We start from the raw sequence: 13530 nt of genomic DNA, 5'->3' as shown, positions 1-13530 counted from the left end.
TACTTGTAGGGGAAGCCTGGCCCTTGGTAAGTCCGTATATCTGGTTGTCATGGACAAAGAGCTTCACGCTGATATTTCTCCTTATGGCATGAATGAGGTGGTTTCCACCTTCACCATAGCAATCTCCATCACCTGCCACGGCAAGAACAAGCATCTCATGATTTGCAAGCCTGACCCCTGTTGCAACGGGAAGGGTCCGGCCATGAAGACCGTTAAACGTATTGCATCTCACATAGTGAGGGAATTTACTTGACTGACCTATGCCGGAGACAATAGCAAACTCATGGGGCTCTATGCCAAGCTCCACAAAGGCCTCCTTGAAGGCCTTCAGGATGCCAAAATTACCGCACCCTGGGCACCATGCAGGTATCTGTCCCTTGTAATCATCTAACGTGGGCATTGAGTTCTCCTAAAAATGCCTCCAGTGTGAACGGCCTGCCATCGTATCTGTTAATCCTTCTATGAAATTCATATCCTGTTTCAGCCTTTATAAGCCGTGCAAATTGTCCGGTTGCATTATTTTCCACACAAATAGTCATCTTTGCCCTGCCCAATATGTTTAAATAATCAAATTTATCTATTGAGGGCAGCGGGTAAACCTCGCTGAAATGAAGCATGGCAATCTTTTCGTTTTTTGCCAATGCATCAACAGTCTCTTTCATTATACCATATGTAGAGCCCCATCCGGTAATCACTATATCCGGGCTGCTGTTGCCATACAGGTAAGGTGAGCTGATCTCTCCTTTAATCAACGACAATTTCTTAAAGAGCCTTTTGTTGACCATTTTCATCCTTATTAAGCCATCCTCTATTATGTGCCCTTCTTCGTCATGCTCATCGCTGTCCGTTACTACCAGATGTCTTGAGTCACCGGGGACAGCAAAGGGTGATATACCGTTTTCTGTAAAGGCATGTCTCTTATATTCTGAAAGTTTTTTAAGTTCATCCCCTCTTATTCTGTAATCATTGTATACAAGCCTTTCTAAATCAATTCCTTCAACGGTCCACTGCGAATCGGCAAGGTACTGGTCTGTAAGGATAAGTACCGGTATCTGGTATTTCTGTGAAATATCAAAGGCCTTGTTTGTGAGGTATAATGCCTGTTCAGGTGTGCCTGGTGCAAAGATTACCCTCGGGAATTCACCATGTCCGGCATGAAGGGCAAAGAGCAAATCCGCCTGTTCAGTCCTCGTGGGAAGCCCTGTTGCCGGTGCCGGTCTCTGGGCAAGGGCGATCACAATAGGCGTTTCTGTCATAGCAGCAAGTGACAACCCCTCCACCATCAAAGCGAAACCACCTCCTGATGAACCGGTCATAGACCTCACACCTGCAAAGGATGCACCGAGCGCCATATTGATTGCCGCAATCTCATCCTCAGCCTGCTCAACTATAATTCCATACTCCTTCGCCTTACCCGCAATATAGAGCATGATACCGGTTGAAGGGGTCATCGGGTAGGCAGAATAAAACTTACACCCTGATCCGATAGCACCAAGCCCTATTGCCTCATTTACCCCAACAAGCATTTTTGGTTTAGATAATGGCATTATAGAAAATGGGCATCGCAAGCAATTTTTTACAGCAAAATCATGCCCGGCAATTGCTGCCTTTTTATTTGCCTTTAAAACATCTTCACCCTTCTTCTTTAAAAAATCCTTTAATATTTCAAAAAGTATTTCTGTATCCAGACCAAGCATCCCCAGCACAGCTCCAGTGGCAACAGTATTTGCCATAATCCTGTCTCCACCACTTTTTATGGCAAGCCCTACAAAAGGGATGTCAAGAAATTGCGGCTTTTCGTGTGTCTCATTTAACGTGGATGAATCATAAATGGCAATCCCGGAATTGGTCAGTTCTCTTTCATGAAATAAAATACTTTCTCTATCAAGAGCAACAAGAATATCAATCCTGCCTCTCGATGCCACAACGGGTTTGTCTGACAGTCTTATCTGATAAAAATTGTGGCCGCCCCTTATGCGTGACTCATAATCCTGATGGGCAAATATATAATATCCTGACCTCGAAAATGCCCTTGCGAGTGTGTCGCCTATAGTCTGTATACCCTGACCAGCCTCGCCACCAATCTTAATGGAGTATTCCAGAAAAACCTCCTGACCAACCATTATACAATTGAAAAAAAGGAAATATCAAGAAAAGTTGGCAGAATGCAAAATACAGATTTCATTCCTTGACAAAGATGCCATATATCATTAATTTAATGTATAGGATAGGAAGGTATTTATGGAGGTCTTAACAGAAAGAGAAAAAAAGATTCTTGAACTGATAATGGATAATTATATAACGGCTGCAGAGCCGACAGGCTCACGAACAATAGCCAAAACAATCAAGAACAAGTTGAGCTCCGCAACAATAAGGAATGTAATGGCAGACCTTGAGGAACAAGGGTTTCTCTATAAACCACACGTAGTTGCTGGAAGAATTCCTACTCACAAAGCCTTTAGATATTACGTGAAGAGTCTTATTGTATTAAAGGGTCCAGGTAAGAAGACATTGGAGGTTCTTGGAGCCTTACTCAAACCTCATTATTCATATGTGGAGGAAATAATGGAAGATGCCTCAAGGGCGCTTGCTGCACTCTCCAAGTTCACGGGCATTGTGGTCGAGCCAAAGGTAAATACAATGTTATTCAAGGAAATAGAATTTGTAAGACTATCCAGATCTACAATACTCATTGTCTTTGTTACCTCCTCAGGTATGGTTCATACAAGGCTTGTCGATACGGATGACGATCTTGATTTAGAGGGGCTAAGCAGTATGAAGAGGTATATGAATGAGAAGTTTGGAGGCATGCCTTTCTATGCCCTCAAAGAGGGGATATTAGAGGACATGGAAGAGGACAAAGAAAACTACAATAAGCTCTTTGCAAAAATAAAGGATACCCTAAAAACGATTATTGACGAGGAGGATACAAGGGAAATATATATTGAAGGAACCTCTAAAATGATAGGCGTCCCGGAATTTTCTGATATTGATAGGCTTAAGGAACTTTTTCAGGCCCTTGAAAGGAAGGAAAAACTTTTAAGACTATTAGACAAATGTTTAAAAGAAGAAGGTATACACGTGATCATGGGTGCTGAAAGCGATATTAGAGAAATGAGGGATATGAGCATAATAACATCCACATACAAAATTGGCGAAAGAAGCTATGGTGTTCTTGGGGTAATAGGACCGATTAGAATGAACTATTCAAAAATAATCCCTATCGTAAATTATACAGCAACAACAGTTACAAATATCTTAAAGATGATGTAAGAGGAATTAAATGGAAGAAACAGATGGCCAGGAAGTAGAAAGTAAAACAAAAGAAAAGGATGAAGTTCAACAGGAAGAACACAAAAAAAAGAAAAAGAAGGATGCGATAATTGAAGAACTTCAAAAATCACTTGAAGAGAAAGAAGAGAACATCAAAATCCTTCAGGACAAGCTGCTGTATCTCCAGGCAGAATTTGAAAATTTTAAAAAATTAAAGATTAAAGAAAAACAAGAGATATTGATGTTTGGGAATGAAGTACTCATAAGGCAACTGCTACCTGTTTTAGACAATTTAGATAGGGCGTTAGAGCATGTCTCAAAAACAGAGGACTTTAAGAGCATTGAAGATGGTGTGGGAATTACCCTCAATGAGTTTTTGAAAGTGCTCGAAAAATCTGGTGTTACAAGGGTCGATGCATTAGGCAAAAAATTCGATCCGAACATACATGAAGCCCTTTACCAGGAAGAGAGAGATGATGTGGAGCCAGATACTATTGTGTCAGAATTTCAGAAGGGCTACATGTTAAATGGTAGATTAATCAGACCCTCACGGGTCTCCGTTTCCAAAAAACCAGAGATTCAGTAAACCAAGGCGATATTATGAGAAAAGATTACCATGAGACACTTAATGTCTCAAGAAACGCAACTGATGAAGAGATAAAGAAGGCTTACAGAAAGCTTGCATTAAAATACCATCCCGACAGGAATCCTGACAATAAGGAAGCAGAGGAAAGGTTTAAAGAGATTAATGAGGCATACGAGGTCTTGAGCGACCGCGAAAAAAGGTCAAGATATGAAAGATTCGGGACAGTAGATGACACGGGTACCTTTTTCGATTTTGGATTTAGGAGAGATTTTGATGATATATTCAACGACCTGTTTAGTGATTTTTTTGGTGGTCAAAGACAGAGAGAAAAAAAGGGTGAAGATTTAAGATACAACCTTGAAATAGAGTTTGAAGAGTCTGTATTCGGTGTGGAAAAGGAAATAGAAATACCAAAGGACGAAAAGTGTCCAACCTGTAATGGTTCAAGAATAGAACCAGGTCATCAACCAATTGTATGTAAGTCTTGTGGTGGAAGAGGACAGGTCCGGCACAGCCATGGATTCTTCACAATTAATAGAACATGTGATTATTGTAACGGTGATGGATATATCATAAAAAATCCTTGTAAGACATGTAAGGGGAAGGGGCATGTAAAAACGAAAAAGAAGATAAAGGTTAAAATCCCTCCAGGTGTAGACACTGGTGCAAGATTGAAATTAAGGGGGGAGGGGTTACAGGGCTATGGGGATACATCTCCTGGTGATCTCTACATTGTCTTGAAGGTAAAAGAACACACGATATTTGAGAGGGAAGGTGATGATATTACTGTTCAAGTGGATGTGAACTTCCCGCTTTTGTGTCTTGGAGGTGAAATAAATGTCCCAACGGTTGAAGGGGATATGAAAATAACTATTTCACCAGGAACACAGCCTGGAAAGATATTCAGAATAAAGGGGTTTGGTGTAACAAAATCAAATGGATATGGAAGGGGCGATGAGCTTGTGTACCTGAACATAAAAATACCCGATAACCTCACAGAAAGACAAAAGGTATTAATGGAAGAACTCGCAAAAGAATTTAATGAAGACATAGGAATAGGCCGTAAGGGCTTTAAGAAAAAGTTTAAAGAATTTTTTGAATGGAAGGAATGACATTCACTGTTTTTTCAGGTACTTCTTCGATACAGGAATAACATAGGGTTTTTTTGAGAGGGGATTTTCTTTCACAATGACAACTGTATCATAGACATCCTCTATGTTTTGAAAGGTGAGTGTGGTCTGTGGCTCACCATCCGCATATACGCTACCGTTTGATATAAGCACAACCCTTGAACAGAACTCCGAGGTAAGATTAAGGTCATGTAATACCATAAGGATGGTCAATCCCTCATTATGCAGATTCTCCAGTATTTCAAGGGTGTGCATCTGGTGCTTGATATCAAGGTGGCTTACTGGTTCATCAAGGAGTAATACCCCTGGGTCTTGTGCAATACATTGAGCAAGATATACCTTCTGCCTCTCACCCTCCGATAGCGTTTGAAGCTGTCGCCCCAATAATGTGCTCATGTTCATTGTCTCCATTATTTCCACCACAAATCTTTTTTCTTCATCACCATAAAGAAACCTCTTATGGAAATGTGGGTACCTGCCCATAATTATAAACTCTTCAACATTATAGGAAAAAGGTGTATCAAGTGTTTGGGGAAGGGTAGCCATATGCCTTGCGAGCTCCCTTTTGTCATAGTCCTTTAAATCACGGCCCAGAAAGGTTATGGAGCCCTCATCCGGTATCAGGTATCCCGCAAGAAGTTTAAGAAGGGTACTTTTACCTGCTCCATTTGGTCCAATTATGCCAACAACCTCCCCTTTTTTGACCTCAAGGTTTATATCATGGAGGACTCTATGCCGCCCGTAACTAAACGTTACATTGCACACTGAAAATATAGTTCCCCCATTCATGTCTTTCTCACAACCAAAAAAAGCAATATGAATCCACCAAGTATACCAGTTACAACACCAACGGGGAGTTCAACAGGATATAAGAGATAACGAGAAAATACATCTGACATTATCAGGAAGAAAGCACCGCCAATATAAGAAGAAATAAGCAATAAAGTATGGTTTGCCCCAATGATATTTCTTAATACATGGGGAACAATAAGACCAACAAACCCTATAATGCCTGATGCAGAAACACATAATCCTGTAAGGATTGATGTTAAAAGAAATAACACCTTATACATCCTTGGCGGGTCTACTCCAAGATACTGTGCCTTTTCACTACCGAGGGTGAGTATATCAAGCTCCTTTACAAAAAGGAAAAGAATGAAAGCAGGCAGGAGAAACATAGGGATATATGCATATACAAGAGAGATATCAAGGCTTGATAGGTCCCCCATCAACCACATGAGGGTAATCTGCATCCTGTCCGGATCCAATATTGAGAACAGAAAAAAGACAAAGGATGAAAAAACGAGGCTTACCACAATCCCAAAAAGCACCATACTATTAGGATCAAAGAGTTTCCGTCTCGATAAAACATACACAATAAAGACCGAGAACATGGCCCCTATGAATCCCATAAGCGGGTTACCATACATACCAAGGTAGTTCTGCATCCCTAATACAGTTGATAGCGTAACCCCCAATGAGGCACCACCGGATATACCGAGGGTATACGGTTCTGCAAGAGGGTTCCTAAGTATTGATTGCAAGGTAACCCCGCAAATGCCGAGAGAACCCCCAACAAGAAAGGCTATTACTGTTCTCGGCACCCTTATCTTTCTCAGGACAAGACCAAAACCTTCATCTGCAAAAAAACTGTTAAATGTAACGTATACATTTTTCCCGTAACTTAAGGATAAAATGATAGATGCGAGTAAAAAAATTATTAAGATAATAAAGGTGATACAAATCCTTTTGTTGCGGAGTTTGGAGTTCGGAGTTTGGAGTTCGGAGTTATTCTGACTCCTGTCTTCTGATACCGCCCTGCGAGACTGACTTCTTTCTTTTAATTCTACATTCTTCATTCTACATTCTTAAAGGCTTCTGCAAGCTTATTTACTGCCTCTAAAAAACTCACAGGTGTTGGACTTCCCACTATATAGGAATCCATAACAACAAAACGTGCATCTTTCACATATTTCCTCCATTGTTTCATCTCCAGCTCAATATTATACCCCATATCCATTAGAACTATTATCTGGGGCCCTTTCACCATTACCTCCTCTATATTCATCCTCGGGTATGGCATCTCGGTCTCAACTATATTTATCCCACCTGCTATACGTATAATATCATTCGCAAAACTTGTGTCTGAAGCCACTATCAAGGGGTTTACCCCAACCTGCCAGAGAACCCTATACCTCTCCCCTGTTTTGATTTCATCCAGAGAATTTTTCACATTGTTTACAATTCTTTCCCCTATTTCGTCCTTCATCAACAGATGTGAGAGTATTAAAAAGTTACCCAACAGGTCATTTAAGGTCTTTGGCCGAACAAAATAGTGCACCTTCATGCCAAATCTTTTAAGTCTCTCCATTGCCAATGGGGGATTCCCTTCTCTCGTGCCAAGTACCAGATCAGGCCTCAATGAGACAATCTTCTCTATGTCAGGTCGAAGTGGTGTTCCAATCCTCTCCTTCTTTGCTGCTTCTTTTGGTCTCTTACATAACTCTGTAACCCCTATGAGCTTCTCCCCTGCCCCAAGAAGATAGATGGATTCCGTGATCTGTGGGGAAAGGGATATAACCCGTTCATAGCTATAGGATATAAGGGGACATAAGAGAAACAGTAAGGAGTAAGCAGTAAGGAGCAGGGAGCAGGGAGCAGGGAGCAGGGAGTAAAATGCTCCAGGCAATGAGCGGCGGGTGGTAAACTTCAATTTCTGATTTTTAGCTGCTAAGGCGTTCATATATAGAATACCCCTTAAGGATTTAATCCCTTTTTCTTTTGCTTGTCAAAAATATTGCCTTATACCCTTGCACAGTTCCTCTGGCATAACCACGCTTACAGGCTCAGAAAGAATTGCCTGAAAGAAGTTTAAATCAGGTGCATAGTCCCTCATGTTGAGGAAGGTCCTTGGTACAACCCTAAAATAACAGGGGAAATATTTCTGACCCTCAGGTCCGAAGAAGAGGGAAGCATTCAAACTATATATATTGCTGTATGTGTAGTATTGGAAGACCCTTAAAAGACCTGAAACGAGGTCATAGATGTTTACCTCTGTAAAATCATCAATGCAGAATACATTGGGAAAAACACACATTATTTCACCAAGTATACCAAGGGACACAAAGGATGACAACCAGTGTGAGCTCCCGATTTTACCTATGTAACGCTCACCAATCTTCTGTTCTTCTTTTATAAGCTCTGACCAGTAATTGACCTTGTTTGTGCTATAAAACCGTTCTGATGCCTTAAGTTCATCCAGAAACTGGTTTCCAGGGCTTTGTGTTGCAAAGTACTGCTGGTGTGGGTGAACCAACCCTCCACCAGATGGTGGCATATAGTTCCACGTCATTAAATGGTAAGGTAACAATGGATCAATCGTCTTAATCCTTTTGAGAAATGCCATACCGAGAGAGAAGGAATCGATTAATCTCTTCTCACTCAGTTTTTCTAAGGAAACAACATGCTCATCGGTCATTATGAGTACTGCACTGTAAATGTCGTAAGGAAAAAGATTCGGGATAAGGAGGGCCTCATTTTTCCAAAGCTTCCCATCATGTATAACCTCTTCAATGAATCTCGGTGTCTTGCTATCCCTGTTTTCTGGGCAAAAAGGGCAGAAACCTTTTGCCTCCGGTGTCGCGTATGTTTCAAGAGGCAATTTCTGCGGTTTTATCGCACCGAAGTGTGAAAAATGACCTGTTCTGCCCGTAAGGGGGTCTATGCGAACCTGGAATCTTTCAACTGTTGGTTCGAACCCCTTTCTGGGGTCAAGGAAGGTGCTTTCGGACTCAATAATCTGAAAGTTAATTTTAGATGACATATTAACCCCTCTTGGCTTTCAGCTATAAATAATTCCTGACAACTAACGGCTCGCAAAGATTTAATCTTTTTTCTTTTCTTTGTCAAAAACTTTTTACTATTTGCTTGTTTTCAGAGATATGAAAAAAATAAAAGCTATAGACGATATCAATGACATGAAAGCTCCATAGTAGAAAAGTGCCTGCGAGCCAAAATGTTCCCACAAGACGCCCCCGATGATACTTGAGGGGAGGGATGAAATACCAATGATTGTATGGTAGACACCATAACCTGTTGCCATAATCTCTGGTCTTATAACCGTTGCCACATATGCCCTTTGAACCCCCTCATTCATAGCAACAAAAATACCATAGGCAATAAAAAGGAGCCAGGCATGGGCATTATTTGTAGCAACTGCAAAACCAAAAAATATGAAGGAAAACAGGAAATAGCTTGAAAGTATCGTCCTTCTTTTCCCGAATCTGTCGGCCATAATACCTGCAGGCGTGGAAAAAAAGGCAGAGACCATATTAAATGTGAGGTATATAAGTGGTATAGTGGCGATTGAGACACCCAGTTCCTGAGCCCTGAGGACAAGAAAGGCCTCTGAGGTTTTGCCCAGTGAAAAGACTGTGACAATGATTAAAAACACCTTAAAGTCCCTGTTGAGATGCCTCAGTGTTATTTGAGGTCTCTCTGTTAAGGTATGTTTTTTAACATCCTGAACAAAGATAGCGATACAGAAAAGTGCAAGGATACCGGGGATTATAGAGATCCAGAATACCAGATGGAACCCACCACTGAATAGACCAAGGATTGCGAAGGCAACCGCAGGACCAATGACAGCACCTGTGGTATCCATGGTTCTATGGAAACCGAAGGCCTTTCCCAGTATATTTTGCTCAGTAGAGTCTGCAATGATCGCATCCCTCGGGGCAGTTCTTACACCCTTACCAACCCTGTCTGTGAATCTATATACAAGAACATCTATCCACGAGGTTGCAGTGGCAAGAATGGGTCTGCTGAATACGGATATACCATACCCCCAGAACACAATGAATTTCCGTTTTCCTAATCTGTCCGACAGCCATCCAGAAAAGACCTTAAGAATGCTCGCTGTGCTTTCCGCCACGCCCTCTATCAGACCTATATATGTCTTTGATGCATGGAGAACATCGTTCAGGAATATGGGGATTAGAGGATAAATCATCTCTGAGCTTATGTCCATCAAGAGACTGACTATCCCGAGGATAAGCACATTCTTAGATAACCCAAGAAATTTCTTCATAATATTCTGTTATTTTGCCACAAATTTACCAAATATATCACATGAAAAATCGTACATATTAAATCGTATTTGGTACTTTGTTCAAATGTATTATAATCTACTATATACGAAGTGCGAACAACGATGTACAAATTTGCGTATATGGCGTGTCTTGAAAGGCATATCGTTTTAGCATCTTCACAACAAAAAATTGACTTATACCCCAAGTTTATATTATAAAACAATAAAAGCGGGAATAACTCAGCGGTAGAGTGCAACCTTGCCAAGGTTGAAGTCGCGGGTTCAAATCCCGTTTCCCGCTCCAAAATACAGCAGTGAATAGTAATGAGTGAATAGTCGTTAGTAATTTAAAAGATTTACGCTATCCACTAACAACTATACACTGTTCACTGAATTCACGGCGGCATAGCCAAGTGGTAAGGCGACGGTCTGCAAAACCGTTATTCTCCGGTTCAAATCCGGATGCCGCCTCCATTTTCGTTTATCTGGTTCATATAGTCTATCTGGTCTCTTCAGTGTATGACTGAAAAGACTGAATAGACAGTATAGACAGCATTTACTCAACAATAAAATCCCACGCACTATCGTTTATCCAGAGGCAGAAATAACCTCTTCCCATTAACTCCTTCGGTTTAACAGTATATAAATCATCACCCTTCTTTTTAACCTCAAAACCTACATCCTTCCCGAAGACAAAACGTGCTTTTCCGAGGGGAGATTGTTGAATAAAGAGCAGGGGATTCATGGTAAGAACCTTAATGTCATACTTACCATATACAACAAAGTACTCTATATCCTTTAATAAAAAATGTGGAGGATTATTGGTCTCAATAAAAAGGGTCCCGTTTTCGTCAAAAACTATATTCGGCATAAGCCTCTGTAAGGCTTTTTGAGTTTTTATATATACCCCGAACTCCTTTGGTTTTAGCTTATCATCCTTACCATAAAGCGGGGTGCTTACCATTGATATTAAAAACACACATATTAAAATCCTTCGTATAATCAAAAATTTATTCATCTATATTACCCCCATATCTTTAAAGTTTATCAATCTATCCAAAACTCCTATACCCTGTTTTCCGTTATATTAACGTAATGTTCACCTTCCGTTCCCTTGGACCATCAAACTCCATCAAGAATATCCCCTGCCATGTGCCAAGCTTGGGCACACCTTCAGAGAATGGAACCATAACAGAACATCCAATAATCGCAGACTTAATATGTGCATGGGCATTCCCTTCTAAATGCTTATATGGATAGCCTTCTGGCACTATACGTTCAAGGGCTTCTATAATATCCTTCATTACACTGGGGTCTGCATCTTCATTAATCAAAAGACCGCACGTAGTATGGGGGGTATATAGATGGAGAAGCCTTCCTTCTTTCCCTTTCACCCCCCTGATTACTTCATCAGTAATATCTCTTGCCTCTGTCTTACTCGTGGTTCTGATCTTTATTTCAAACATATAAGGCGATTACCCTGAACCCTTTTTCTTATTATAGTCTTCAATAGCAACCTTGAGCGCTTCTTCAGCAAGCACTGAACAGTGTTGCTTTGCAGGAGGTAGCCCTCCCAGGGCTTCTGCGACTGCTTCATTTGATATCTTTAGGGCCTCGTCAATGGTCTTCCCTTTAATCATTTCAGTCGTAATGCTGCTTGACGCAATTGCGGCACCACATCCAAAGGTTTTGAATTTTGCATCTACTATCTTTCCGTCCTCAATCTTTAAATAGAGCTTCATCACGTCCCCGCATGCTGGATTACCCACTTCCCCCACAGCATCTGCATTTTCTATCTCGCCCATATTCCTGGGATTCATAAAATGATCCATCACGATATCACTATAAGGGCCTTGTGGCATCATCTACCTCCTCTATTATAGTTTATAATCCCTAACCCCTGTTTTTTTAAATCTCTCATATAGTGGAGACATATCCCTCAATCTTTTTACAATTCCCGGCATTACGGACAACGCATGCTCCACTTCTTCCATCGTGTTGTCTTTTCCAAGGCTAAACGCAATAGAACCATGACAGATTTCAGGTGGCACACCAATAGCAGTAAGTACATGTGAGGCCTTGAGCCCTGTTTCATCTCTTGCCAGCACATTTGAAGAGCAAGCACTTCCACTGGATGAAGCAATGCTGTTTAAGTTGAGCCATAAGAGCAAGGACTCACCTTCCACAAACTCAATCCAGAAGCTCACATGGCCCGGTAATCTTTTCTCAGGATGACCTGTAAAATGGATGTAATCTATTGAAGATGCAAGCCCTTCCCATAGCCTTTTTGAGAGTAGTGTCAGCTTCTCTACCCTTTTGTCCATCTCTTCCATTGCGATACGGGCAGCCTTTCCGAAACCAACAATGGCAGGTACATTTTCAGTTCCGGCCCTGTATCCCATCTCCTGATATCCACCCTGCACTATTGGCGTGAGCCTGACACCCTTTTTGATATAAAGGGCGGCAATACCCTTGGGACCATAGAACTGATGGGGAGATATTGTCATGGTATCCACGTTTAGATCCTTCACATTTACAGGTATTGTACCACATGTACCTGCACCATCTGAATGAAAGAGGATATTGTGTTCCTTTAAAAAGTAGGCTATCTCTTTAATAGGCTCAATCGTTCCAATTTCAAGATTTGCATGCATCACGGAGACAAGGATTGTATCCTTTGTGAGCTTCCTTTTTAAATCCTCCATATCAAGCATACCGTTAATATCTACCTTCACAAAATCAATTTCGAACCCTATCCCCCTCAGGAAATCTGCCTGATTTATGATGGAGTAGTGTTCGATATCAGAAAAAAGAATCCTTCTTCCCCTATCCCTATTTGCGAGGGCCAATCCTTTTACAGCTAAATTGTTCGACTCTGTGGCAGATGAAGTAAAAATAATCTCATCTTTTGAGGCACTAACCAAAAAGGCTATTTCTTCTCGTGCTTCTTCAACGGCCCTATGTGGAATAGCCCCTTCTTCTATTAAAATAGACGACGGGTTACCAAAATTTTCTATAAAATAGGGCTTCATAGATTTCAGGACAGTCCTGTCTACAGGGGTAGCCGATGCATGATCAAAATAAACCCTTTTCATGTTAGAAATATAACACAAAAACGGGCCTTTTTGTATACATTTTCCTTGACCTTTTTCTTCGTAATCTGTTTTAATGGTATCCTGGAACAGGATTCCCCTAATACTTAAAGGAGGTACAACATGCAAAAGAGATACTTGCTTGCACCAGGGCCAACCCAGATCCCACCTGAAGTACTTCTCAAGATGGCTGAGCCCATCATCCACCACAGAAACCCCCTCTTTGAAGCGGTCGTGGAGGAGGTAAGGGCAAATCTCAAATACCTCTTTGGCACAAAGAACGAGGTACTCATCTTCGCCTCTTCAGGCACAGGGGCAATGGAAGGGGCAGTAACCAATGTACTCTCACCAGGCGATAAG

Annotated in this window: 15 protein-coding genes and 2 tRNA genes; 6 read left to right on the top strand and 11 right to left on the bottom strand. The window is 41.2% G+C overall.

Going from position 1 to position 13530, the window contains the following annotated elements; genetic code table 11:
* Positions 1-400: thiamine pyrophosphate-dependent enzyme (locus NTU69_01580; GenBank protein ID MCX5802219.1), on the bottom strand; the 400-nt coding region annotated here is incomplete at its 3' end.
* Complete coding sequence (locus NTU69_01575) at positions 384-2123, bottom strand: 2-oxoacid:acceptor oxidoreductase subunit alpha (GenBank protein MCX5802218.1); 1740 nt, start codon at positions 2121-2123, stop codon at positions 384-386. The genes NTU69_01575 and NTU69_01580, both read right to left, overlap by 17 nt.
* Before the next feature lie 118 nt (positions 2124-2241).
* On the opposite strand from NTU69_01575, the gene hrcA reads away from it, so the two are divergent.
* The 3 genes from hrcA to dnaJ are packed head-to-tail and all read left to right on the top strand — an operon-like array spanning position 2242 to position 4971.
* Positions 2242-3273 carry a heat-inducible transcriptional repressor HrcA gene (hrcA, locus tag NTU69_01570; protein ID MCX5802217.1) on the top strand — a complete coding sequence of 344 codons (1032 nt, stop codon included), beginning with the start codon at positions 2242-2244 and terminating at the stop codon, positions 3271-3273.
* A gap of 10 nt (positions 3274-3283) precedes the next feature.
* On the top strand, positions 3284-3859 hold the full coding sequence (grpE, locus tag NTU69_01565) for a nucleotide exchange factor GrpE (GenBank protein ID MCX5802216.1): 576 nt from the start codon (positions 3284-3286) through the stop codon (positions 3857-3859).
* A gap of 11 nt (positions 3860-3870) precedes the next feature.
* Positions 3871-4971: a molecular chaperone DnaJ gene (gene dnaJ, locus NTU69_01560; GenBank protein MCX5802215.1), complete on the top strand. Its 1101-nt coding sequence runs from the start codon at positions 3871-3873 to the stop codon at positions 4969-4971.
* A 3-nt stretch (positions 4972-4974) separates the two neighbouring features.
* Here dnaJ and NTU69_01555 read toward each other — a convergent pair whose 3' ends face one another.
* From NTU69_01555 to NTU69_01535, 5 genes are all read right to left on the bottom strand, one after another.
* Positions 4975-5754: an ABC transporter ATP-binding protein gene (locus tag NTU69_01555; protein MCX5802214.1), complete on the bottom strand. Its 780-nt coding sequence runs from the start codon at positions 5752-5754 to the stop codon at positions 4975-4977.
* Positions 5755-5774: 20 nt separating this feature from the next.
* Positions 5775-6848: an iron ABC transporter permease gene (locus NTU69_01550; protein ID MCX5802213.1), complete on the bottom strand. Its 1074-nt coding sequence runs from the start codon at positions 6846-6848 to the stop codon at positions 5775-5777.
* Positions 6845-7732: a helical backbone metal receptor gene (locus NTU69_01545; GenBank protein MCX5802212.1), complete on the bottom strand. Its 888-nt coding sequence runs from the start codon at positions 7730-7732 to the stop codon at positions 6845-6847. The genes NTU69_01550 and NTU69_01545 overlap by 4 nt, the downstream gene beginning before the upstream one ends.
* A gap of 45 nt (positions 7733-7777) precedes the next feature.
* Positions 7778-8812 (bottom strand): hypothetical protein, encoded by a 1035-nt coding sequence (locus NTU69_01540; GenBank protein ID MCX5802211.1) that lies wholly within the window; start codon positions 8810-8812, stop codon positions 7778-7780.
* Positions 8813-8908: 96 nt separating this feature from the next.
* Positions 8909-10078, bottom strand: a complete 1170-nt coding sequence (locus NTU69_01535; GenBank protein ID MCX5802210.1) for an MFS transporter — start codon at positions 10076-10078, stop codon at positions 8909-8911.
* A gap of 229 nt (positions 10079-10307) precedes the next feature.
* On the opposite strand from NTU69_01535, the gene NTU69_01530 reads away from it, so the two are divergent.
* Together NTU69_01530 and NTU69_01525 are read left to right on the top strand one after the other, a co-directional pair.
* Positions 10308-10382: transfer RNA gene (locus NTU69_01530), tRNA-Gly, on the top strand.
* Between the two features lie 95 nt (positions 10383-10477).
* A tRNA-Cys gene (locus NTU69_01525) sits at positions 10478-10552 on the top strand.
* An 82-nt stretch (positions 10553-10634) separates the two neighbouring features.
* On the opposite strand, the gene NTU69_01520 is transcribed toward NTU69_01525, so the two are convergent.
* From NTU69_01520 to NTU69_01505, 4 genes are all read right to left on the bottom strand, one after another.
* Positions 10635-11096 carry a hypothetical protein gene (locus tag NTU69_01520; GenBank protein MCX5802209.1) on the bottom strand — a complete coding sequence of 154 codons (462 nt, stop codon included), beginning with the start codon at positions 11094-11096 and terminating at the stop codon, positions 10635-10637.
* Positions 11097-11160: 64 nt separating this feature from the next.
* The gene (locus NTU69_01515) at positions 11161-11544 is read right to left on the bottom strand and encodes a secondary thiamine-phosphate synthase enzyme YjbQ (protein ID MCX5802208.1); all 384 of its coding nucleotides are present in this window, start codon (positions 11542-11544) and stop codon (positions 11161-11163) included.
* 9 nt (positions 11545-11553) lie between these two features.
* The gene (gene nifU, locus NTU69_01510) at positions 11554-11943 is read right to left on the bottom strand and encodes a Fe-S cluster assembly scaffold protein NifU (GenBank protein MCX5802207.1); all 390 of its coding nucleotides are present in this window, start codon (positions 11941-11943) and stop codon (positions 11554-11556) included.
* Positions 11944-11955: 12 nt separating this feature from the next.
* A complete protein-coding gene (locus tag NTU69_01505) occupies positions 11956-13173 on the bottom strand; it encodes a cysteine desulfurase family protein (GenBank protein ID MCX5802206.1) in 1218 nt (405 codons plus the stop codon).
* A gap of 120 nt (positions 13174-13293) precedes the next feature.
* Between NTU69_01505 and NTU69_01500 the strand changes: the two genes are divergently transcribed.
* A partial coding sequence (locus NTU69_01500; protein ID MCX5802205.1) for an aminotransferase class V-fold PLP-dependent enzyme occupies positions 13294-13530 on the top strand: 237 nt, incomplete at its 3' end.

It is taken from the genome of Pseudomonadota bacterium (genome assembly GCA_026388215.1).
Lineage (GTDB): Bacteria > Desulfobacterota > Syntrophorhabdia > Syntrophorhabdales > Syntrophorhabdaceae > JAPLKF01.
Note: the sequence above shows the minus strand (reverse complement) of the source record. Positions and strands in the feature narration are given on the sequence as shown.

What these genes read in the sequence shown, in the direction of transcription:
- NTU69_01575 (MCX5802218.1), bottom strand. Translation starts at nt 2,123, where the DNA reads ATGGTTGGTCAGGAGGTTTTTCTGGAATACTCCATTAAGATTGGTGGC.
- hrcA (MCX5802217.1), top strand. Translation starts at nt 2,242, where the DNA reads ATGGAGGTCTTAACAGAAAGAGAAAAAAAGATTCTTGAACTGATAATG.
- grpE (MCX5802216.1), top strand. Translation starts at nt 3,284, where the DNA reads ATGGAAGAAACAGATGGCCAGGAAGTAGAAAGTAAAACAAAAGAAAAG.
- NTU69_01550 (MCX5802213.1), bottom strand. Translation starts at nt 6,848, where the DNA reads ATGAAGAATGTAGAATTAAAAGAAAGAAGTCAGTCTCGCAGGGCGGTA.
- NTU69_01545 (MCX5802212.1), bottom strand. Translation starts at nt 7,732, where the DNA reads ATGAACGCCTTAGCAGCTAAAAATCAGAAATTGAAGTTTACCACCCGC.
- NTU69_01540 (MCX5802211.1), bottom strand. Translation starts at nt 8,812, where the DNA reads ATGTCATCTAAAATTAACTTTCAGATTATTGAGTCCGAAAGCACCTTC.
- NTU69_01535 (MCX5802210.1), bottom strand. Translation starts at nt 10,078, where the DNA reads ATGAAGAAATTTCTTGGGTTATCTAAGAATGTGCTTATCCTCGGGATA.
- NTU69_01520 (MCX5802209.1), bottom strand. Translation starts at nt 11,096, where the DNA reads ATGAATAAATTTTTGATTATACGAAGGATTTTAATATGTGTGTTTTTA.
- NTU69_01515 (MCX5802208.1), bottom strand. Translation starts at nt 11,544, where the DNA reads ATGTTTGAAATAAAGATCAGAACCACGAGTAAGACAGAGGCAAGAGAT.
- nifU (MCX5802207.1), bottom strand. Translation starts at nt 11,943, where the DNA reads ATGATGCCACAAGGCCCTTATAGTGATATCGTGATGGATCATTTTATG.
- NTU69_01505 (MCX5802206.1), bottom strand. Translation starts at nt 13,173, where the DNA reads ATGAAAAGGGTTTATTTTGATCATGCATCGGCTACCCCTGTAGACAGG.